The sequence below is a fragment of the Pseudomonas sp. Y39-6 genome, assembly GCF_023651955.1.
Taxonomy (GTDB): Bacteria; Pseudomonadota; Gammaproteobacteria; order Pseudomonadales; family Pseudomonadaceae; genus Aquipseudomonas; species Aquipseudomonas veronii.
This window is the reverse complement of the sequence record NZ_CP069594.1, coordinates 3,421,375-3,441,738: the sequence shown is the minus strand read 5'-3', so window position 1 is coordinate 3,441,738 and position 20,364 is coordinate 3,421,375. Positions and strand designations below refer to the sequence as shown.

At 62.4% G+C, this 20,364-nt stretch carries 18 protein-coding genes and 1 pseudogene; 18 read left to right on the top strand and 1 reads right to left on the bottom strand.

The genetic code is table 11. The annotated features are described in order from the left end of the window. The first annotated feature begins 113 nt into the window (after positions 1-113). The 17 genes and pseudogenes from JN756_RS15635 (at position 114) to JN756_RS32425 (ending at position 17,545) form a co-directional block, all read left to right on the top strand. The gene (locus JN756_RS15635; RefSeq protein WP_201022252.1) at positions 114-1,769 is read left to right on the top strand and encodes a (2,3-dihydroxybenzoyl)adenylate synthase; all 1,656 of its coding nucleotides are present in this window, start codon (positions 114-116) and stop codon (positions 1,767-1,769) included. After that, a complete protein-coding gene (locus JN756_RS15630; protein WP_284694040.1) occupies positions 1,766-2,536 on the top strand; it encodes a thioesterase II family protein in 771 nt (256 codons plus the stop codon). The genes JN756_RS15635 and JN756_RS15630 overlap by 4 nt, the downstream gene beginning before the upstream one ends. Beyond that, positions 2,533-2,838 carry an isochorismate lyase gene (locus JN756_RS15625; protein ID WP_017849081.1) on the top strand — a complete coding sequence of 102 codons (306 nt, stop codon included), beginning with the start codon at positions 2,533-2,535 and terminating at the stop codon, positions 2,836-2,838. The genes JN756_RS15630 and JN756_RS15625 overlap by 4 nt, the downstream gene beginning before the upstream one ends. Beyond that, positions 2,835-4,232 (top strand): isochorismate synthase, encoded by a 1,398-nt coding sequence (locus tag JN756_RS15620; protein ID WP_201022251.1) that lies wholly within the window; start codon positions 2,835-2,837, stop codon positions 4,230-4,232. Before JN756_RS15625 ends, JN756_RS15620 begins: the two co-directional genes overlap by 4 nt. Before the next feature lie 84 nt (positions 4,233-4,316). Next, positions 4,317-5,045: a helix-turn-helix domain-containing protein gene (locus JN756_RS15615; protein ID WP_017849079.1), complete on the top strand. Its 729-nt coding sequence runs from the start codon at positions 4,317-4,319 to the stop codon at positions 5,043-5,045. 183 nt (positions 5,046-5,228) lie between these two features. Further along, the gene (locus JN756_RS15610; RefSeq protein ID WP_046383432.1) at positions 5,229-6,293 is read left to right on the top strand and encodes an SDR family oxidoreductase; all 1,065 of its coding nucleotides are present in this window, start codon (positions 5,229-5,231) and stop codon (positions 6,291-6,293) included. After that, positions 6,290-7,549 carry an aspartate aminotransferase family protein gene (locus JN756_RS15605; protein ID WP_198864359.1) on the top strand — a complete coding sequence of 420 codons (1,260 nt, stop codon included), beginning with the start codon at positions 6,290-6,292 and terminating at the stop codon, positions 7,547-7,549. Before JN756_RS15610 ends, JN756_RS15605 begins: the two co-directional genes overlap by 4 nt. Positions 7,550-7,563: 14 nt before the next feature. After that, positions 7,564-8,007 (top strand): type II toxin-antitoxin system RatA family toxin, encoded by a 444-nt coding sequence (locus JN756_RS15600; RefSeq protein ID WP_046383430.1) that lies wholly within the window; start codon positions 7,564-7,566, stop codon positions 8,005-8,007. 3 nt (positions 8,008-8,010) lie between these two features. Continuing rightward, complete coding sequence (locus JN756_RS15595) at positions 8,011-9,153, top strand: acyl-CoA dehydrogenase family protein (RefSeq protein WP_201022250.1); 1,143 nt, start codon at positions 8,011-8,013, stop codon at positions 9,151-9,153. After that, positions 9,150-9,977: an SDR family NAD(P)-dependent oxidoreductase gene (locus tag JN756_RS15590; protein ID WP_017849074.1), complete on the top strand. Its 828-nt coding sequence runs from the start codon at positions 9,150-9,152 to the stop codon at positions 9,975-9,977. The genes JN756_RS15595 and JN756_RS15590 overlap by 4 nt, the downstream gene beginning before the upstream one ends. A gap of 10 nt (positions 9,978-9,987) precedes the next feature. After that, positions 9,988-10,944, top strand: coding sequence for a fatty acid desaturase (locus JN756_RS15585; protein WP_201022249.1), 957 nt, complete (start codon positions 9,988-9,990; stop codon positions 10,942-10,944). Positions 10,945-11,003: 59 nt separating this feature from the next. Next, a complete protein-coding gene (locus JN756_RS15580) occupies positions 11,004-11,804 on the top strand; it encodes a DUF3050 domain-containing protein (RefSeq protein WP_017849072.1) in 801 nt (266 codons plus the stop codon). Between the two features lie 16 nt (positions 11,805-11,820). Then, positions 11,821-12,888 carry an HlyD family secretion protein gene (locus tag JN756_RS15575; RefSeq protein ID WP_046489549.1) on the top strand — a complete coding sequence of 356 codons (1,068 nt, stop codon included), beginning with the start codon at positions 11,821-11,823 and terminating at the stop codon, positions 12,886-12,888. After that, positions 12,885-14,402 (top strand): DHA2 family efflux MFS transporter permease subunit, encoded by a 1,518-nt coding sequence (locus JN756_RS15570; protein ID WP_046489551.1) that lies wholly within the window; start codon positions 12,885-12,887, stop codon positions 14,400-14,402. The genes JN756_RS15575 and JN756_RS15570 overlap by 4 nt, the downstream gene beginning before the upstream one ends. A gap of 23 nt (positions 14,403-14,425) precedes the next feature. Beyond that, the gene (locus JN756_RS15565; RefSeq protein ID WP_169864586.1) at positions 14,426-15,769 is read left to right on the top strand and encodes a TolC family outer membrane protein; all 1,344 of its coding nucleotides are present in this window, start codon (positions 14,426-14,428) and stop codon (positions 15,767-15,769) included. Positions 15,770-15,913: 144 nt separating this feature from the next. Next, a pseudogene (locus JN756_RS32430) lies at positions 15,914-16,681 on the top strand (Tar ligand binding domain-containing protein); the annotation flags it as partial. Further along, a complete protein-coding gene (locus tag JN756_RS32425; RefSeq protein ID WP_442966392.1) occupies positions 16,682-17,545 on the top strand; it encodes a methyl-accepting chemotaxis protein in 864 nt (287 codons plus the stop codon). A gap of 14 nt (positions 17,546-17,559) precedes the next feature. Here the strand turns inward: JN756_RS32425 and JN756_RS15555 are convergent, their stop codons facing one another. After that, positions 17,560-18,477 carry a LysR family transcriptional regulator gene (locus JN756_RS15555; protein ID WP_046385277.1) on the bottom strand — a complete coding sequence of 306 codons (918 nt, stop codon included), beginning with the start codon at positions 18,475-18,477 and terminating at the stop codon, positions 17,560-17,562. A 99-nt stretch (positions 18,478-18,576) separates the two neighbouring features. Here JN756_RS15555 and JN756_RS15550 point away from each other — a divergent pair, with 99 nt between their 5' ends. Next, a complete protein-coding gene (locus JN756_RS15550; protein ID WP_236255119.1) occupies positions 18,577-19,833 on the top strand; it encodes an FAD-dependent monooxygenase in 1,257 nt (418 codons plus the stop codon). Positions 19,834-20,364: the final 531 nt, after the last annotated feature.

Below are 20,364 nucleotides of genomic sequence, written 5' to 3'. Positions count from 1 at the left end.
GAAAAAGTCACAGGTCCGAAAGCCTTGGCGTTGAGAAGCGCTCGGCGAAGGACAATGATAATAGATCTCATTTAGACGTTTGTAGCCAATTATTTCTACAAATAGGGGATTCCATGTCATTGCACACCTGCGCACCCGATTCAGACAGCGTTGGCGACGCGCCCGACTGGCCTGCCGCGTTCGCCGAACGCTACCGCCAGGCCGGTTACTGGCAAGACCAGACCTTCGCTCAGGCCCTCGACACGGTCGCCGCGCGCAACCCATCGGCCATTGCGATAACCGACGGCCCCTTGCACCTCAATTACCGCAGCCTGGCAGACCGCTGTCGGCGCCTGGCTGGCGGTTTGCACGCGCTGGGGATCGCAGAGGGCGACAATGTGGTGGTGCACTTGCCCAACGGCACTGCGTTTATCGAAGTGTGCTTTGCGTTGTTCCGCCTGGGCGCCCGGCCGATCCTCGCCCTGCCCGCCCACCGTCAACATGAGATCGGCGGCTTTTGTGGCTTTGCCCAGGCCTCGGCCTACATCGGCTGCGCTCAATTGGAGGGCTTTGATTGCCGCTCGATGGCGCGCCGACTGGCCGCTGCCAACCCGCTGTTGCGCCACGTGGTGATCGACGGCGATGCGCAGGAGTTCACCGCGTTGAGTGAGCTTTACAACAGCGCGCCGCTGGAACGGGACGCCGGTCGCGCCGACGCCGTGGCGTGTTTCCAGCTGTCGGGAGGCACCACCGGCACGCCAAAGTTGATCCCGAGGCGGCACGCCGAATACCTCTATAACGTGCGCGCCAGCAGCGAAGTCTGCGAGCTGGATACGCGTACCGTTTACCTCACCGCGTTGCCCATGGCGCATAACTTCACCCTGTGTTGCCCGGGTGTGATCGGCACCCTGCTGGCCGGTGGGCGCGTGGTGTGTACGCGCCGCTCGGACCCTGAGTCCTGCTTTGCGCTGATCAGCGAGCAGCGTGTCACCGTCACCGCCTTGGTGCCGCCGCTGGCGATGCTCTGGCTGGACGCCCAGGACCAGCGCCAGGCCGACCTGTCCAGCCTGCGCGTGCTGCAAGTGGGCGGTGCGAAATTGCTCAGCAGCGCGGCAGAACGGGTCACGCCGACGCTGGGCTGCACCTTGCAACAAGTGCTGGGCATGGCCGAGGGGTTGTTGTGTTTTACCCGCCTGGATGACCGCCCGGATCTGCTGCTGCATACCCAGGGCCGTCCGCTGAGCGCCGATGACGAAGTACGCATTGTCGATGAACAGGGCCAACCGGTGCCCGAGGGTGAAGTGGGTGAACTGCAAGTGCGCGGCCCCTACACCATTCGCGGCTACTATCGCCTGCCCGAACACAATGCCCGGGCGTTCACCGCCGATGGATTCTATTGCAGCGGTGATCGGGTCAGGCGCACCGCCGACGGTTACCTGGTGGTCGAAGGTCGTGACAAGGACCAGATCAACCGCGGCGGTGAAAAAGTCGCTGCCGAAGAAGTGGAAAACCTGCTGATCGGCCATCCCCAGGTACACGACGCCGCACTGGTGGCGATGCCGGATGCGGTGCTCGGCGAATCCACCTGTGCCTTTATCGTCGCCCGTGACCCGGCGCCCTCGGCCTTCGCACTCAAGCATTACCTGCGCGGCCACGGCCTGGCGGCGTTCAAGGTGCCGGACCGTATCGAGTTCGTCGCACACTTCCCGCACACCGGCGTGGGCAAAGTCAGCCGCAAAGACCTGCGCGAGCGCCTGCGCCAGGCCTGGCTGCAGAGTGTCGCTTCGTGAACCTGCACGACGAACGCTGGGTACGCGCTTATCGACTCACGCCCATGCCACGCTGGCGCTGGGTGTGTTTCGCGCATGCCGGGGGCAGTGCGAGTTTCTTCCGCGACTGGGTCCATGCCCTGCCCGCCGACATCGACCTGTTGGCCATCCAATACCCGGGCCGCGAAGACCGTTTCAGCGAGCCGTGCCTGACCGACATGCAGCGCCTCGCCGACGGTGCCGCGCACGCGTTGTCGTGTTACGCCGACCGGCCGCTGGTGTTGTTCGGCCATAGCCTGGGGGCGGTGGTGGCATATGAAGTGGCGACGCGCCTGGAACAACGGGCAATCGCCGTCGACCACCTGTTCGTGTCCGCCCACCCCGCGCCGCAGCGCCAACGCGGCGGGCAGTTGCACCTGGGCCCCGACGCGGCCTTGCTGGACGATGTGCGGCGCCTGGCCGAGCGCCCCAATGCGTTGCTGGAGAACCCGGCCCTGTGCGAACTGTTCCTGCCCGGCTTGCGCAACGATTACCGCATCGTTGAAACCTACACCTGCGCACAACCGCGGCCACTCAAGAGCCGCATCGGGGTGTTCTACCCCGAGCAAGACCCGGAAATCGAGCTTGATGAAGCCATGGCCTGGCAAGCCGCCAGCCACCAGCCACTGCACCTGCAGCGCTGGCAAGGCGGACATTTTTACCTGGTCGAACAACGCCAGGCACTCATCGACGCCATCGTCGCGACGCTGTCGACCCCATCGCCCTCCTTGAAGGAAACCTGTCAATGAAAACCCCCGACGCCTGTGATGGCCTGCAGGACATCCGTCACGCCATCGATTCACTGGACCACCAGATCATCGACCTCATGCGCCAACGCATGGCTTACGTCAAAGCCGCCGCGCGCTTCAAGCCGACCGAAAGCAGCATCGCCGCGCCCGAACGCGTTGCCCAGATGCTCCCGCAACGCCGCGAGTGGGCCGAGCAGGCCGGGCTGGACCCGCACTTCGTCGAAACCCTGTTTGCCCAGATCATCCATTGGTACATCGGCCAGCAAGTGTTGCACTGGCGTGCGATGAGAACGCTGGCATGAGGGCCTTTGCACAGTTGCACGCTCATGCCGAGGGGATGACCGAGGTGTTCGAGCACGCCCAGCGGCGTGCCGTCGAACAAGGTGAGCCGGTGTTGGCCAGTTACTCGATGAGGATCGCCCCGCTGGACTTGCTGGCGCTGTTTGGCAGCGCCGACCAACCTGGCGCCGAGTGCCTGTTCTGGCGGGCGCCGGAAGACGACAAAAGCCTGTTCGGCTGGGGGGTGGCGGCGGAACTGAGCAGCACGGGCCCTCAGCGTTTTGCCTCGGTCGATGCACAATGGCGATACTGGCTGGAAAGCGCGGTGATACACGGCCCGCTGGCGCCTTCGGTGTGCGGCGGCTTTCGATTCGATCATCAGGTCAAGGCCAGCCCCGCCTGGCAGGATTTTGGCGATGCGTCCCTGTGGCTGATGACGCTATTGCTGGTGCGCGACGGTGCAGACTGTTGGCTGGTGTGCCAACAGCGCGTCGCGCCCAGCGATGCGGCGCGTTGCTGTTGCGAGCACGTACTGAAGGAGTGGAACACGCTGATGGATCGCTACGTCAGCGGCGCGCCCCCGACGGCTGCACGGCAGCACACCCGCGACCAGAGCCTGCCGCGGGCCTGCTGGGAAAGCAAAGTCGCGCATGCCCTGGACGTGTTGCGCGACACCGCGTTGAACAAGGTGGTGCTGGCGCGGGAAGTGGTCAGCGAATTTTCCCGGCCCATCAGTGCCGGGCGCACCTTGGCTGCCCTGGCGATCAACGACCCCACGGCGTACTTGTTTGCGTTTCGACGCCACCACGCGTGTTTTATCGGCGCCTCCCCGGAGCGCCTGGTCAAACTGCACAACGGTCACCTGCAAACCCTGGCGCTGGCGGGCACAGCCCGGCGCGATCCCTGCCCGGAGCAGGATGCGCAACTGGCGCAAACGCTGCTCGGCTGCCAGAAGAACCAGCATGAGCATGCCGTGGTGGTGCAGATCATTCAGCGTGACCTGGCGCCCTGGGTACGCCCGTTGCACGTTCCCCCGGCGCCGCACATCAAGCGGCTCAGCCGCGTGCAGCACTTGGCGACGCTGATCGAAGGCGCACTGCGCCCGCAGAGCAGTTTGCTGGACATGGTCGCAGTCCTGCACCCGACGCCCGCCGTCGGCGGCCATGAACGCGGCCAGGCGCTGGAGCATATTCGCCAATTCGAGGGCTTTGACCGTGGCTGGTACGCGGCGCCGTTAGGCTGGCTGGATGCCCACGGCAACGGCGAATTCATCGTCGGTTTGCGCAGCGCCTTGCTCAACGGCAACCAAGCCCGTCTATTTGCCGGCTGTGGCATCGTCGAACACTCCGACCCTGCCAGCGAATACGACGAAACCTGCATCAAATTGGCGGGCATGCGCGCCGCGTTGCAGGTATAACCCGCTGCCCGATGCTTGAATCAAGTCCGGCGCAGGCCTACCCTGCACACGGAAAATTCACCCTCTGAGTCAGGAAGACCTTACATGTGGGATGGCAACGTTACCTTTGGTGATTCATGGGCCGGCTACATTGGCCGCGCGGATCAGAACACTGCCCACTCCCATGTTGCCATTCAGCTGTGCATCGGCGTACACCAGCCCGTCACCCTGGAGTTGCCAGGCCAGTCGATCCGCGCGGCCGGCGTGATCATTGGGCCCAATGTCGAGCACCGTGCCGTGCCCGACATTCATCCGGTGGCCTTTGTCTACGTCAACCCGGATACCCCGTTGGGGCGTGCGCTCAACGCGTTGCTGCAAGACAATGGCATCGCCCTGGCCAGTGACGAACTGCTCGAGTGCTTTCGCCACTCCAGCTCCCTGTCTCAGTTTGTGGAAGCGCTGGGGCGCTTGCTGGCGATTACGTCGCCCATCGACCAACGCCTCTACAAGGCCTTGAACATTCTGCGCCTGGACCGCGACGGTCCGGGCTCCGTCAGCCGCGCCGCGAGTGCGGTCGGCCTGTCCAGCCCGCGCTTGCGCTATGTCGCCACGCACCAGATGGGCGTGTCGCTGTCCCAATGGATCATCTGGAACAAACTCGAGCGCGCGTCCAAATCCCTCGCTGACGGTTCCACCTTGTCGGATGCCGCCGCCGACGGCGGCTTTTCCGACCAGGCGCACTTGGCCCGCATCATGCGCCGCATGATTGGCATGACGCCCCGCACCGCTGCCAGGGTTTTGCGAAAGACAAGCGTTTCGTTCAAGACGCATTGATATCAAAAAGCCAATATCGATCGCATCTTATTCGCGAAAACGATAAGCGCTGATTGCCGGCCTCACACAGCACCTCAGCGCTACCGACAGTGAATGCAAGAGTGTTCGCCAGGGGTATCCGTGCCCGGGATTTGGCGGAACGCACCGTTAATTCTTTCGATGAGTCCGCAGGAAGCGTCCTACATGTCAGAACAGCAAAAATTAACCGTCCTTCTCACGGGTGGCTCAGGCGTACTCGGTGAATCACTGATCGACTGCCTGGCAGAGGACTTTGACCTGGTATGCCTGGCGCGTAAAAGCCGCATTCGCCACCCGCGCGTGGAGGTGCTCAAGGGCGATATATGCAGCCCGCGACTGGGGCTGGACGTCGGCGATTATGAAGCGCTGCTCAAGCGTGTCGATTGGGTGATCCACGCCGCAGCGGTGACCCGCATGGATGGCGATATCGACCAGATCTTTTCGGTGAACTACCTCGGCACCGAAAACGTCGTGAACTTTGTCCAGCAAGCCAACGTGCCGCTTTACCACATCAGCACCGCCTTCACCCATCCGTGCGACTACTACGAAGGCGTGCAAGCAGAAACGCCTTACGAAGTCGCCAAGCGCCAGGCTGAAACGCTGGTGCGCTCGGCAGGTATCGATGTTTCGATCTTTCGTCCCTCCATCATCATCGGCGACTCGGACAGCGGGCACATGCCCAACTTCCAGGGGTTTCATATGACCATGGGGCTGATGATGTCCGGCGTGCTGCCTATCGTGCCCTGCCCGCCTGCCGGGTATATCGACTTGATCGCCCGTGACGTGGCGGCGCGGGCGATTGCCAACGCGTTGCGCCAGCGCTTGATCGGCGCAGACTACTTTCTCACCAGTGGCCCGCAGGCGCTTGATCTCAACGGCCTGTTGGACCTGATGTGCCAATCCATGGAAGCCCAGGCCCAAGCCTTCACCCGGCCGCGCTGCATGGCGCCGGATATTTATGAGCGGCTGATCCGCCCAGTGTTCCTCCCGGCACTGACCGGCAATATCCAGGCCGCGCTGGGCCGCGCCAACCAGCTGTGTCGCTATGCCTGCCTGCGTACACCGCTGCCCACGTCACTCCCTGAGTTGCTCGGCGAACCGGCGTTCAGCGCACGGGATGTCAGCCGTGAGTTACTGCTCTCGCTCAACCACTTGGCGCCCAAGCTGGGCGCGTTGACGCGCATGCTCAAGCAGCCGATGCCAACCGTCGCACAGGCGTCAGTCGCATGAACCCGCTTCTTACCGAACCCGCAGCCGACGCCGCACAGGTCGACCAGTACTTCCGCCAGCACGTGAATTCAGGGTACGCACGCCTTGCGTCGTTGATGAATTTGCCGATCGAACAGTCCAGCCATGGCGTTTATATCTACGACAGCCAAGGCCGCAAGTACCTGGATGCCGGCGGCTATGGCGTATTTTTCCTCGGCCACGGCCACCCGGTGGTGGTGGCGGCCGTTACCCGGCAGCTGCAGCAAAACGCCCTGGCCAGCAAGCTGTTGCTCAACCCGCAACAGGCTTTCGCCGCGCAAGCCCTGGCTGCGCATTGCCCTGGCAACCTGGACTATGTGTTCTTTTGCAACTCAGGTGCCGAGGCCACCGAAGCCGGCCTGAAACTCGCCCGGCTCAACGGCTGCCGCCGCACGCTGTCGACCCTCGGCGGCTTCCACGGCAAGACCCTCGGCGCACTCGCCGTCACTGGCCGCGAAAGCTACCGCGAGCCGTTCAGCGGCTTGCTCAGTGAAAGCACGTTCGTCCCCTTCGGCGACAGCGCCGCGCTGGAACAGCAATTGCGCGCTTCGCCGGACAAGGCCTGTGTGATTCTCGAACCGATCCAGGCCGAAGCGGGCGTGATCCTCGCGCCGCCAGGCTACCTGACACGTGTCCGCGCACTGTGCGACCAGTACGACGCCGTGCTGATCATCGACGAAATCCAGTCCGGCATGGGCCGTACCGGCCATTGGTGGGCATGCGACCAGGAACAGGTGGTGCCCGACATCATGCTGGTGGGCAAAAGCCTGTCCGGTGGCTGCGTGCCGGTCAGTGCCATGGTCGCCAGCGCGGCGATTTACGCGCCGTTCAACCGCAACCCCACGGTGCATACCTCGACCTTCGGCGCCAACCCGCTGGCCATGGCGGCCGTGCAGGCCACATTGCAAGTGATGGTGCAGGAAGACCTCGTGGAACGTGCCCGGCTGATGGGCCAGGACCTGCACGCCCGCTTCAGCGCGCTGTTGCAGCAGAGGGGCCTGGCCGAGCGCGTCAAGTTGCGCAGTGCCGGCTTGTTGCTGGGCTTTGAATTCAGCGACGCCTCGGTCGCCGCGAACATGGTCATGGCCCTGATCGAACAGCAAATCATTGTGTGCCACTCGCTCAATGACCACAGGGTCGTCAGGCTCACGCCTTCCCCGCTGCTGACAGCCCAGGATTGCAATCGGTTGATCGAGGGGTTCGCCCACGCGCTGACCACCTCAATACCATCCCTTTGATTGGAGTTTCCCCCATGCAAGAAGTCAACGTACTGGCCCATATCCCCAGTGCCTGCGCTGATGAAGTCTTTGCCGTGATCAGCGACTTCAGCAACTACGTCGAGCTGTGCGAGTCGGTGCGCAATATCACGATCAATAAGGTCAGCGACCAGGTGTCGTTCACCTCCTGGGAAGTCAATTTCCACAGCGGCATTCTCAAGTGGCAGGAGCGTGACACGTTCAATACCCAGACCCGGGAAATCCACTTCGAGCAAATGAGCGGCGATGTCGATCACTTCTCCGGCACTTGGCAAGTGTTGCCGGACGGCAAAGACGCGGTCATCACCTTCGCCTCGCGCTTTGACCTGGGCCTGCCGATGCTCGCCGACATGCTCGACCCCGTGGCCCACAAAGCCATCCGCGACAACATTCACTCGATCATCACCGGTCTGTTCCCGGCGAGTTACTTGAAGGCCTGAACCATGTCCCTTTCACTGTTGAATCGCTCGCGTGCCTTGCTGCACAGCTACGCCCCAGGTTTTGACGAACGCCTGGCGAGCATCGCATTCGCCGAACGCGAAGCGCCGCCTAGCGAAGTCATCGCCCTGTTCAAGCAACAAGGGCCGGTCGGCCTGTTGGTCAACCGTGCCGCGGGCGGGTTGGGCGCGGGCATCCTTGATGCCGTGCATGTGCAGATCGCCCTGGGCGCGCGCTCACCCTCGCTGGCGGTGGCCAGCACCATGCATCAGTTTTCCGTGGCGAGCCTGTTGGCCCTCACCCAGAACGGCGGCGGCGCCGAAGGTTTGCTGTTGGCGGCGGTCGCACAAAAGCGCTTGCTGCTGTCCTCGGGGTTTGCCGAAGGCAACTCGGGCGCCGGCATTCTCGATTCGAACATGCAGGCGCTGCAAACCCCTGAAGGTGTATTGCTCAGTGGCAGCAAAAAGCCCTGCTGCCTCGGGCAGTCGATGGACTTGCTCACCGCCAGCTACACCCGCCAGACCGCCGAGGGCGAAGAGCTGATGGTCGCACTGATTCCGGCGAATGCACCGGGCATCACGCGGTCGCCGTTCTGGCAGAACAGCGCACTGGCCGCCGCCGAAAGCATCGAGGTGCGCCTCAACGAAGTCTTCGTGCCCGAACGCATGTTGTTTTCCGCCGGCTACAAACACCTGTTGGGTGACGTGCAAACCGTCGGTTTCATCTGGTTCGAGCTGTTGATTTGCGCGTCCTACGTGGGGGCCTGCGCCGGTTTGGTCGAGTCTGTGATCGAGGCCGGGCGCTGGACGCCCCATCACCGCGTGGAGCTGGCGGCTCGGCTGCAACTGGCGATCAGTGCGCTGGAAGGCGCGGCGCTGGATATCGAACGCAACCCGCAGGACCTGCCGAACGTGCTGGCCCGCCTGCTGCTGGTGCGCTACGGCATCGAACAACTGCTCACCGAGCTTTCGGACCAGGCCCACGCCATGCTCGGTGGGATGGCGTTTATCACCAGCAACCAGAGTTCGAACTGGTTGATGGCCTGCCGTGGCCTGCAGTTTCACCCGCCGGCGAAGATCTCGATGGCGAGCAACCTCGACACCTACTTGTCCCACTCAACCTTCAGCATCGCCGGAGCGCACCCATGAACCTGCTCGGAAAAATCGTCGTGATCACCGGAACCGCGCGCGGCCTCGGTTACGCGGCGGCCTGCACATTGAAAAAACAGGGCGCCACCGTGATCGGCCTGGACATTCTTGCGCCACAAGAGCCCGGGTTGCTGGATGGGTTTTATCAAGTCGACCTGTGTGACCGAACGGCGCTGGCGCAGGTGATTGGCGCCATCAGCACCGACTTCGGCGACATCGATATCCTGGTGAATAACGCCGGCACCCTGACCCTGGAACGCGGTGAAACCGGCGTCACCGACGCAGTCACCCGCGCGGTGGATGTGAACCTGTTCGCGCCATGGCAATTGGTGGCCGGGTTCCTGCCGGGGTTGCTGCGCAAGCGCGGCAAAGTGGTCAACGTGTCGTCGCTGTTTGCCCTGGTGAACGCGCCTTATGTAGCCGCATACGCTGCCAGCAAACGCGCGCTGAGTGCTTATTCGGACGTGCTGCGCATGCAATATCGCGGGCAGCTCGACGTGGTCACCGTGTACCCGGGCTTTATCGACACCGCCATTCACTTGCCCGCCCAGCGCGTGGGTTTGTCGGTCAAGCGCCTGGTGACGTTCATGTGGGGTGACAGGACCCTGCTGTCTCTCGAAGAGAAACTCGATGCCGCCGCCGATGGCCTGGTTCGCGCCTGCCAAAAAGACGGCCTGCGCAACCGCGGGCTGACCTTTATGGGCACGCTGGCCATGTACACCGCGCGTATCGCACCAAGTGTGGTCGACGCCTTTATCGCCCTGCGCCTGCGCACGCTGACCCGCGGCGGGCACCTCGCGCTCAAACCTGAACTGATCGAGTAACGCGTTGCCAATGGCCAGACAACTCCACAGCAAGCCTCAGGTCCGCCTCGATCGCGCCTTGTTCAAGGCCCGGTCGGGTGAGTCCCTGTTGATCATCGGTTACGCCTTGTGCCTCTTCCTGCTGCCCCTCGCGCTGTTTGTGTGGGTGGCGAACACGGCCGCCACCCTGTGGGTGTTGCTGTGCTCGCCCCTTTGGGTGCTGGCCGGGTACGGGTGGTTTCTGCAAGCGATCCTCGGGCATGAAGGTTTCCACTTCAACCTGAGCAGCAGGCCTATGCACAGTTGCTACCTGGGCATTTTCACCAGTTCGTTGCTGCCTGGATTCTGCGTGACCGGTTACTTCGTCGACCATTGGCAACACCATCGCTACAGCAACAGCGAACAGGACCCGGACTATCGGCACTTCTCGCGTTATCGGAGCCTGTTTAGCCGCCTTGCGCTGTCACGGTTGATGGCCACCTCGAACTATCTGCAGGCGACGTTGCGCCTGGCTTTCGGCCCGCCGGTCAGCCCATCGCCCTTGCCTTCGCCTTTGAGCGCAGCCCAGGTGCGACGACTGGCGCGCTGCAATATCGCGTGCCAGGTCGGCTGGTTGAGTGTCTACGCGGTCGCCCTGTGGCAGATCGACGGGCTGCTGCTTGGGTTTGCCTTGAGCCTGGCGGTTGCGTTCCTGCTCTCGGCAGTCAATGCCTATCAGGAACATGCCTTCAGCGAGGGCCATGACCAGCCCCCTGCCCGCTCGCGTACCTCGCGCCTGAACACCTGGCTGCACGCCGGCGCGAACTTTCACCTGGAACATCACTTTTATCCAGCGGTGCCGTGCTGGCGCCTGCCCAAGGTCCACTGCCAATTGCTGGACGCGGGGTGGTACGCAGACCGGCAATACCTGCTGGAAACACGCTTCATACCGTCCTTCAAGTACGCCTCCGGTCGCCATCCTTACCGTGGCGACACGCTGAACGACTGAACGGTCCCCTTACTTTCCCCATGGATTTTGGCCTGAACCGTCAGGCCGCAGGAGAAGCTATGCCTTTTGATATCGACCGCCACATTGAAACCGAGCGCGCCCAGTTATTCGGCCACCCGCTTTTCGCCAACATCCGCACCGTTGAAGATGTACGCACACTGATGGAATTTCATGTGTTTGCCGTATGGGACTTCATGACCCTGCTCAAGCGCATCCAGCGCGACCTCACCTGTGTGGAGTTGCCGTGGGTACCGCCAACGCATATCACGGCGGCGCGCTTGATCAATGAAATCGTGGTCGGCGAAGAAACCGACGAACACCCCGACGGCGGCTTTATCAGCCACCTGGACCTGTACCTGACCGCCATGGATGAAATCGGCGCCGACAGCTCGGTATTCCGCCGTTTCCTCGCGGCCATCCAGGCCAAGGAACCGCTGGCCAAGGCCCTCAGCGACCGCGATATCCCATTGGCGGCCAAAGTGTTCATGTGCCAGACGCTCGATGTGGCGCAACACGGCACCACCGAAGCGGTGTTGGCGTACTTCTTCTTTGGCCGTGAAGACATCATCCCCGACATGTTCGGACGCCTGCTGTCGCAATGGTCGGTCAGCGAAACCGAGGTGCCGATGCTCACCTATTACTTGAAGCGCCACATCGAAATGGATGGCGACGATCACGGCCCGGCGGCTAAACGCATCATCGCTGAAATCGTCACCACCCCTGTGCAACACCAGCACATGGTCGAAAGCGCCAAGACCGCGATCAAATCGCGCATCGATTTGTGGGATGGCGTGCATCACTTCCTGCAGCACAAAGCGCAACACGCCACGGACCGCCCTGAGTGCCTAAGCCTCGCATGACCACAGGGAGCAGGACATGACCAAAGGTAAATTGATAAAACTGACACTGTGCGGCGTTGTGGTCGGTGGGTTACTGCTGCTCGGCTGGCAACGTTGGCAGTATTCCAACGCTTACGTGAGTACCGATAACGCCGAGCTCGATGGCGTGATCATTCCGGTGCGCGCCAAGCTCTCGGGCGTGGTGATGAGCGTGCCGGTGACAGACAACCTCACGGTGCAAAGCGGTGATCTGCTGTTTCAGATCCGCGACAGCGAATATCAATACCAGGTCGAGCAGCGTGAGGCGCAATGGCAGGCGTTGCTTGCTGCCGCAGGGCGCGGCGGCGGTCCGGGTGCGTTGGACAGCCAGGTCCTCGGCGCGGTCGCGATGCGCCAGGCGGCGCAAGCGGCGCTGGCGCAATCCAGCGCCAATCTGGAGCAGGCGCGCAACGACTACGGGCGCGCCCGCCGCCTGGGCGCCCAAGGTGTGTTGAGCACTCAGGATCTCGAGGTGGCCAAGGCGCGTTTCGACGCCCTGAGCCACGCCCAGGAAGTGGCACGCGGCAATGCCCAGGCTGCCGCGCAAAGCACCTTGGCCAACAAAGCCGAACTGAAAGTGCAGGACTACCGGATCGCGGCGGCGCAAGCCGAACTGGAACAGGCCCGGATCAAGCTGCACGACACTCGTCAGACCGCGCCGGTGCGCAGCATCGTCTCGAAAAAAGAAGTCGAGCCGGGCCAATTCGTGGTCGCCGGGCAGAAGCTGTTGAGCCTGATTGCCACCGACCCGCTGTGGATTACCGCCAACTTCAAGGAAACCCAGGTCGGGCGCGTGCGGGTCGGCCAACTGGCCAAGGTCACTGTGGATGCGTTTCCCGGGCAGGCTTTCGACGGGGTGGTCGAGAGCCTCGCACCGGCTACCGGCGCAAAGTTTTCACTGCTGCCCCAAGAGAACGCCACCGGCAATTTCACCAAGGTGGTGCAGCGCGTGCAGGTCAGGATTGCCCTCAAAGACGTGCCGGATGACTACAAAGCCTTGTTGAGCCCCGGCATGAGCGCCTTCGTCGAAGTCGCCACGCAACAGCACGGCAGCCACACGTTATGAAGTCGCCGTATCTGATTGCGCTGACCGTGACGCTGGTGTCGATGATGGAACTGCTCGACGTGACCATCGTCAACGTGGCGATTCCCAGCCTGATGGGCACCTACGGGGCGTCGGTCGATGAAATCTCCTGGGTGTCCACCGGCTACGTGGTGGCCAACGTAGTGATCCTGCCGGTCAGCGGCTGGCTGTCGGCCTGGTTCGGGCGGCGCACTTATTACCTGGTCTCCACGGCGGTGTTCGTGCTGGCATCCGTGGGCTGCGCCTTTTCCGCCGAACTCTGGCAACTGGTGGCGTTCCGCGTACTGCAAGGCTTGGCGGGCGGCGGGTTGCTGGGGATTTCCCAGGCAATCATTTACGACGTATTCCCCAAGGAGAAGGTCAGCAGCGGCATGGCGTTGTACGGCGTTGGCGTGATGATGGGGCCGACGTTGGGCCCCACCGTCGGCGGCTATCTGATCGACACCTTGTCCTGGCACTGGATATTCCTGATCAATCTGCCCATCGGTGCCGTGGCCCTGCTGCTGTGCTGGCTGTGCATCGGCGACTCCGCCAATGAAAGCAAACCCAGCAGCGTCGACTACAGCGGCTTCTGCCTGCTGGCCCTGGGCGTCGGCAGCCTGCAGATCCTGCTGGAGCGCGGCGAGCATTGGGACTGGATGGAATCGAACTGGACGGTTGCCTGCCTGTTGCTCAGCAGCTTCAGCCTGGTGGGGTTCTTCTGGTGGGAACGGCGCGCGACCAACCCGATCGTCAATGTGGCGTTGTTTCAGAACCGCGAGTTTTTGATGGGCTGCATCTGCGCGTTTTGCGTGGGCTTCGGGCTGTACAGCACGTTATTCATGGTGCCGCTGTTTTTGCAGACGTTGCTGGCACAGAGCGCGTACCAGAGCGGGCTGGTGATTTTCCCCGGAGCGGTGGCCAGTGCCATCAGCACCTTGGTGATCGGCAAGCTGTCCCAGGAAAACAAGATCGACGAGCGCGTGTTCGTAACCTTGGGCATCGTCATGTACTGCTACGCGATGTTCCTGCACACCCAGTTCACCCTCGACAGCAACCCGGACACGCTCTATTGGCCCCTGGTGATTCGCGGCCTGGGCCTGGGCATGATCTTCGTACCGCTGACCAACCTGGCCATGCGCCGTCTGCCGCTGACGTTGATCTCGGGCGCCTCGGGCGTGCTCAACCTGATGCGCCAGCTGGGCGGCAGCGTTGGCATCGCCATTGCCGCGACCCTGCTCACGCGGTTTTCGTGGGAGCGCTATCGCCTGCTGTCCGAGCATGTGACCGAGTCCAGCCTGGTTGCCAGCGGCTGGGGCGGCGTGGAATCCAACCCGCTGTTTCTGTCCCTGAACCTTGCAAGCCATCAACAAGCCTTGGCCCTGATGCCTTACCTGCAAGCGCGTGAACAAGCGCAAATGCTGGCCTTCAGCATGCTGTTCGGCACATTGGGCGCGGTCATGGCCATCGGCATTCCCATGGTGCTGATGATGCGCAGAAGCACCCTCAGCCGATAACTTCTCCAGTGGAGCACATCCCCTTGCGTATTCCAGGGCTGCATCTCGACCCGATCACACTGCTCACTTTCCTGTGCGGCCTCAGCCTCGCTTGCTGCCCGGCCAATGCGGCGGCGGAAGACTTGTACCAGCTGTACCAGAAGGCGCTGACCCACGACATGAAGTTCGCCGCCGCACAGGCGCAACAATTGGCCACCGCGGAAAAAGAACCGCAAAGCCGTGCCGACCTGTTACCGGACCTGTCGGTCACCGGCGGCGCGGCGTGGGTCGATGCCGAGGATTCGTCCGACTACCATCGCAACCGCAATAACACCAACGCCTATGCCGTGGTTCTCACCCAACCGCTGTTGCGCTGGCAGAGTGTGGTTGCTCACGACCAAAGCAAACTGATGATCAGCGCCAGCGAGGTGCAGACCGAACAGGCGCGCCAGGACCTGATGCTGCGTGTCGCCCGCGCCTACTTCGACGTACTGCTTAACCAGGAACTGCTGAACACCCGCACGCAACAGTTGCAAACCCTGCAGGAGAGCCAGGACCGCACCCGGCGTTTGTTGGCCGACGGCGCCAGCACCCACAACGCGCTCGAACAGGTTCAGGCCAAATACGACCAGGCCTTCGCCGAGCAAATCGCCGCACGCGGCGCGCTGGATATCGCCACCGAAGCCCTCACCCAATTGACCGCCGCCCAGGCGCGCCCATGGTCGGGCAAGGAGCCACAATTCAGCGCTCCGGTGCCCGCCGCGATCGGCGCCTGGGCCACCACCGCGCAACAAGGCAATCTCGCCGTGCAGCGGGCGCAGATTGCCCAGCGCCTGGCCGAAATGGACATCGACAAGGAACAAGCCGGCCACTTGCCGACCCTTGACCTGATCGCCGCCCATGGCCGTTTTGCCTCGGTCGGCGGCGATGTGTACGACGTCACCCTGCCGGAGAATCGTTATAACCAGACGGTGGTCGGGGTCAAACTGAGCGTGCCACTGTATGGCGGCGGCCGTACCAGCAGCCGCGTGCGCGAAGCCCATGCGTTGCAGAGCAAAGCCCTGGATGAACTCGAAGATGCGCGCCGCAGCGCCGGGCTGATGGCCCGCCAGGCCTACCTGCAAGTGACCAGCGGCATGAGCCAATACCAGGCGCTCAAGCAGGCGCTGAAATCCAGCCAGGTCAACCTCACGTCGGTGACCCACGGCTTCGAGGCCGGTGCGCGCATCAACACGGAGGTGCTGGACGCACAGCAGAAAGTCACGGACACCCAGCAACGTTTGGCCCAGCAGCGCTACGCGATTCTGCTCGCGCAGCTCAACCTGCTGGCGTCGACGGGGAACCTGAACGATGCGCGTCTGCGTGAGGTCAGTCGCCTGCTCGATTGAACCCGGTGCGCGCCCCATTCAGCCCATGTACCTGAGCCATTGAATTCAGGGTTCGATAATCGAACGGGTTCCCACTTCTGCCGTTCAAGTTCACTGCGTGAATGCGGATAGCACGATCACTATTACTTAAGTGGTCTGCGGAGTATGCCCATGTTTGCCCATCTGAAAATTCGCACCGGGATGATCGGGGTGCTGCTGCTGTTCGTTATTGCACTGTTGTTCTCTACCCTGAACGGCTGGCGGTCGGCGGTACGCAGTCACGAGCACATTGACGAGTTGGGGCGTACCTCGCGACAAATCGACGGGATCAACAACGCGTTGCTGCTGGCAATCCGTACCAGCGCCAACGTGTCCTCGGCGTTCATCGAGACCGTCGGCGGGCGTTTCGACGACGCGGAAGCCCGGCTGGTGCGCAGTGAGGCGATCTGGAGTGACGCCATCGCCAAGGTCAATGCCTCGACCACAGACTTGCGTGACCCGCAGTTGAAGGCCCTCGCCGAAGATCTCAAGCGTGCGTTCGCCGTATACGGCACGGCCATCGTCGGACAACGCGCCGCCACGCGCGCGCGCTCCGCCGAAGAGTATTTTCAAGTCAACATCGATGCCGGCAACAGCATGACCAAGCTTCAGGAGATTCGCGTGAAGCTGGTCGGCGCGTTGGATGCCCGTGCCCAGGAGATCAACACGGAGGCGGCTGCGCGGCTGCAGACTTCGCAAACCCTGGCCATTGCCTTGATCCTGCTGACCCTGGCACTCGCTGTCGTCTGCTGGGTATTCATCTCGGGCACCGTCCTGCGCCCATTGCGCGCGGCCGGCGAGCACTTCAAGCGCATTGCCGGGGGCGATCTGACCCGCGAAGTCGTCTCGCCTGGCCGCAACGAAATTGGCGAGTTGTTCCTTGAACTGCAACGCATGCAGGCCAGTCAGCGTGAAACACTGATCCAGATCGCTGACTCAGCCACGCAGTTGGCCTCAGCCGCTGAAGAACTCAACGCCGTCACCGAAGAAAGCAACCGTGGCCTCCAGCAGCAGGACATGCAGCTGGAACAGGCCGCGACCGCGGTGAACCAGATGACCAGTGCGGTCGAAGAAGTGGCGCGCAACGCGGTGTCGACTTCGCAAGCGGCCACCGCCTCCAATACGCTGTCGGAAAAGAGCCGTCAGCAGGTACGCGAAAACATCAGCGGTACGCAATCGATGACCGCCGAAATTCACGGCAGCGCCGAGCGTATCCAGCACCTCGCCAATGAAGTGCGCAACATCGGCAAGGTGCTCGACGTGATCCGGGCCGTCTCGGAGCAGACCAACCTGCTGGCCCTCAACGCGGCGATCGAAGCGGCCCGGGCCGGTGAAGCCGGTCGGGGGTTTGCCGTCGTGGCCGACGAGGTACGCACCCTCGCCTACCGCACCCAGGAATCGACCCGCGAGATCGAACAGATGATTGCCAGCGTGCAGAGCACTGCTGAACACGCGGTGGATTCGATGCGCAGCAGCACGGCGCGGGCGCAAGGCACGCTGGAAATCACCCAGGCGTCGGGGGTGGTGCTGGAGGATATCTTCGCGGCCATCGGCCAGATCAACGAGCGCAATCTGGTGATTGCCAGCGCCGCCGAAGAACAGGCCCAGGTTGCCCGTGAGGTCGACAGCAACCTGTTGGCGATCCGCGACCTGTCGGCGCAATCCGCGGCGGGCGCCTTACAGACCAACGCAGCGAGCCATGCGCTGTCACGCTTGGCTGCGGAGCTGAGCGGGCTGGTGGGACGCTTTCGGACTTGATCCTTGGCGGCCCCTTATCTTGAGCCGCTCCCAACTCGTTCCAACCGCAGCTGTATAAATTCCAGCAACGCCCGAACCCGCGCAGTCACGGAATGCCGGTGGCTGTACGCGCCAAGCAATTGCAGCGGCGCAGGGCGCAGGTCCAGCGACACTTCCCGCAATCGGCCCGCGGCAAGATCTTCCTGGCATGGATAGGCTGCCACTATCGCGAAACCGATGCCTTGCCGCGCGCCCGCCAACGCAAGTTCTCCACTGTTGACACGATAGCGACTACGCACAGATACCTTCACGATTTCGCCTGTGCCGTCGAGAAACAGCCAGGGCTGGCCCTTCAATGCGCTCAGTGTAGTAATGCACGGCAAGGACTCTAGTTCGCGCACTTGGCGCGGAGTTCCCGTTTTGGCTAACAGAGCGGGTGCCGCGACCACAATGCTGGGTAGCGTAGCGAGTTCGCGGGTGATGATGGTGCTGTCATCCTGGCGCCCACGATGGAAGACGATGGAGAGGTCCACGTCTTCCCGGAGCGCTTCTAAACCGGTCAGGCGCGTGTCGCACTCCAATTCGACGCCAGGATGGAGGCTACAGAATTCGGCCAGGATAGGGGCCAGTAGCCTTGGCGCTTCGCCTGGCATGCACATCCTTAAGGGCCCCCGCAGTTCACGCTGCACCGCGCCAAGTTCTTCCTCAGTGGAGAGCAAGGAATCGAGCAAAGGTTTTGCACGTTCGTAGAGAAGTCTGCCGGCTTCAGTCATGCGCAGGTGGCGAGTACTGCGCTCCAGCAAGCGGACGCCCAATCTGCGTTCCAGCGAGGCGACGTGGCGGCTGACGTTAGAGGATGGCAGGGACAGTAGGCGCGCCGCGCCGGAAAAGCTTTGTGCATCGACGACCGCCACGTATACACGGACGGTGTTCAGGTCGAGGGCATTGCGCATGATTATCCCGATTAAGGTATTAAAGTCGCCCATTTTTACATAATAGTTCTCCCCATTGACGGAATCTAAGATGCCGTCTCGTCCGATGGGTTGTCGCCGATGGCGTGTCGGGACGGATTGAATAGGAGATCCAGCGTGGAAATCGGAATACTTGGCGGCGGAATTGCGGGGTTGAGCGTGGCGCTTGCCTTGCGCAAGCGGGGACACAGTCCCCGGGTATATGAGCGCCGGACGGGGCCAGCGACCATGGGGGCTGGCGTGACGCTCTGGCCCAACGCTGGTTTTGTGCTGGAGGAACTGGACCTCCTCCAAGACATCGCGGCAGCGGGTGGCCGGCCAGTGGTAGTGCGCCGCCAGGACGCTGCGGGCAATTCGTTGGGGGGCATCGATATCGCGCTGCTGGACCAGACAATGGGATATCCGACTCATACCATTTTGCGGAGGGACTTGCAGGCAGTGCTGCTCAAGCATGCGGCACAGAGCGGAATCCCGGTGGAGTTCGGGCATCGGGCGGTGGGGATCGATCTGGAGGCTAATGGCAAAGCGGTAGCGCGCTTCGAGAACGGGGTGAGTATCCGTCCAGATCTGCTTATCGGCGCAGATGGCCGTATGGGGTCGGTGGCACGCGGGTTCGTTGCGGGGGACAACACACCGGTTTATCAGGGATTTGTGAACTGGATAGGTGTGGCGCAGGGGGAAAGTGCGTTGGTGAGCGATATAGCGATTCAGGATTATTGGGGGTCGGGCAATCGCTTCGGATGCGTGCCGGTCCGGCCGGAGTTGGTCTACTGGGCAGCGGCACAGGCGCGGCCATTGTCAGGGGCGACGCCCGCAGCCGATATGCGCAAGGAGATCGAGGATCTGTTCGCGGGATGGCCGGAGCCTATCGCCCGTATCATCCAGGCGACGCCGGCGCACGCCATCCGGATGATTGCCGTGCACGACTTGGAGCCGCTGCACACGTGGAGCCGGGCTAATGTGCTGCTTGTGGGAGATGCGGCGCACGCGCCGTTGCCGACATCGGGCCAGGGCGCTTGTCAGGCGTTGGAAGACGCTTGGCACCTTGCTAGATGCCTGGAAGGAACGAACGGCCTTGATGAAGCCTTGCAGCGTTTCGCGGAGATCCGCGGGCCGAAGACCGCCAAGCTGGCCGAGCAGGGTCGAGTCTTCGCTCGCGGTCTGTTTGCCACTGATCCTGAAACCTGCCGCATTCGCAATGAACGCGCCAAGGCGTCCGATCCCTTGCGTGATGTGCAGGCCTTGGCGGCAGGATGGTCACAGGGTTTGCCGATGACAGGCTGCACGGACAGCACGCCGATGGATGGCGCTGACTTCGGCAGTCTGTACCGCCTCTGAAAGACGGTGGCAATCTGGACACCGCATGGCGTCTCCGGCCCCGGAGACGCCTCACTGTAAACCGAGCCCCATGACTTTACCCACCGCGCTGGAGCGCCAGGTCTAGCAGCTCACACTGATGCTCTTCAGATGTCGGCTTCTGGCCGATTCTGTTGAAAATGTAGCTCCCCTATCTGGCCTGCGGCAAAGTATCTGCATTGACCAGCAGGGAAGGATTTGGAATAGGAACGGCGTGTTGGCTGCATGAAATATCCGCTTAAAAGGTTAGAACTGGTGCCCACTTAAATGTAAGTGCACACCATGTCCTGGCTCTTCGGGGCTGGGCAGATGACTTGGCTTGGCCGGACGGATACACGTTAGCTGCAAATTTGATGCTGAATTAACATAGAGACCTCGCCCAATACATTGCCACGTCCATGCAGACTCTCGAAAACACCTTGTTTTTATATGCCAGACAGCACCTGCCAACACTTCCGAAGATCTATATGTGGACGCTTGATACCACCCTTGTTCACCATTCATTCAAATGGG

What these genes read in the sequence shown, in the direction of transcription:
- JN756_RS15590 (WP_017849074.1), top strand. Translation starts at nt 9,150, where the DNA reads ATGAACCTGCTCGGAAAAATCGTCGTGATCACCGGAACCGCGCGCGGC.
- JN756_RS15600 (WP_046383430.1), top strand. Translation starts at nt 7,564, where the DNA reads ATGCAAGAAGTCAACGTACTGGCCCATATCCCCAGTGCCTGCGCTGAT.
- JN756_RS15620 (WP_201022251.1), top strand. Translation starts at nt 2,835, where the DNA reads ATGAGGGCCTTTGCACAGTTGCACGCTCATGCCGAGGGGATGACCGAG.
- JN756_RS15635 (WP_201022252.1), top strand. Translation starts at nt 114, where the DNA reads ATGTCATTGCACACCTGCGCACCCGATTCAGACAGCGTTGGCGACGCG.
- JN756_RS32425 (WP_442966392.1), top strand. Translation starts at nt 16,682, where the DNA reads ATGCAGGCCAGTCAGCGTGAAACACTGATCCAGATCGCTGACTCAGCC.
- JN756_RS15615 (WP_017849079.1), top strand. Translation starts at nt 4,317, where the DNA reads ATGTGGGATGGCAACGTTACCTTTGGTGATTCATGGGCCGGCTACATT.
- JN756_RS15550 (WP_236255119.1), top strand. Translation starts at nt 18,577, where the DNA reads ATGGCGTGTCGGGACGGATTGAATAGGAGATCCAGCGTGGAAATCGGA.
- JN756_RS15575 (WP_046489549.1), top strand. Translation starts at nt 11,821, where the DNA reads ATGACCAAAGGTAAATTGATAAAACTGACACTGTGCGGCGTTGTGGTC.
- JN756_RS15580 (WP_017849072.1), top strand. Translation starts at nt 11,004, where the DNA reads ATGCCTTTTGATATCGACCGCCACATTGAAACCGAGCGCGCCCAGTTA.
- JN756_RS15585 (WP_201022249.1), top strand. Translation starts at nt 9,988, where the DNA reads ATGGCCAGACAACTCCACAGCAAGCCTCAGGTCCGCCTCGATCGCGCC.
- JN756_RS15610 (WP_046383432.1), top strand. Translation starts at nt 5,229, where the DNA reads ATGTCAGAACAGCAAAAATTAACCGTCCTTCTCACGGGTGGCTCAGGC.
- JN756_RS15555 (WP_046385277.1), bottom strand. Translation starts at nt 18,477, where the DNA reads ATGCGCAATGCCCTCGACCTGAACACCGTCCGTGTATACGTGGCGGTC.
- JN756_RS15625 (WP_017849081.1), top strand. Translation starts at nt 2,533, where the DNA reads ATGAAAACCCCCGACGCCTGTGATGGCCTGCAGGACATCCGTCACGCC.
- JN756_RS15570 (WP_046489551.1), top strand. Translation starts at nt 12,885, where the DNA reads ATGAAGTCGCCGTATCTGATTGCGCTGACCGTGACGCTGGTGTCGATG.
- JN756_RS15605 (WP_198864359.1), top strand. Translation starts at nt 6,290, where the DNA reads ATGAACCCGCTTCTTACCGAACCCGCAGCCGACGCCGCACAGGTCGAC.
- JN756_RS15595 (WP_201022250.1), top strand. Translation starts at nt 8,011, where the DNA reads ATGTCCCTTTCACTGTTGAATCGCTCGCGTGCCTTGCTGCACAGCTAC.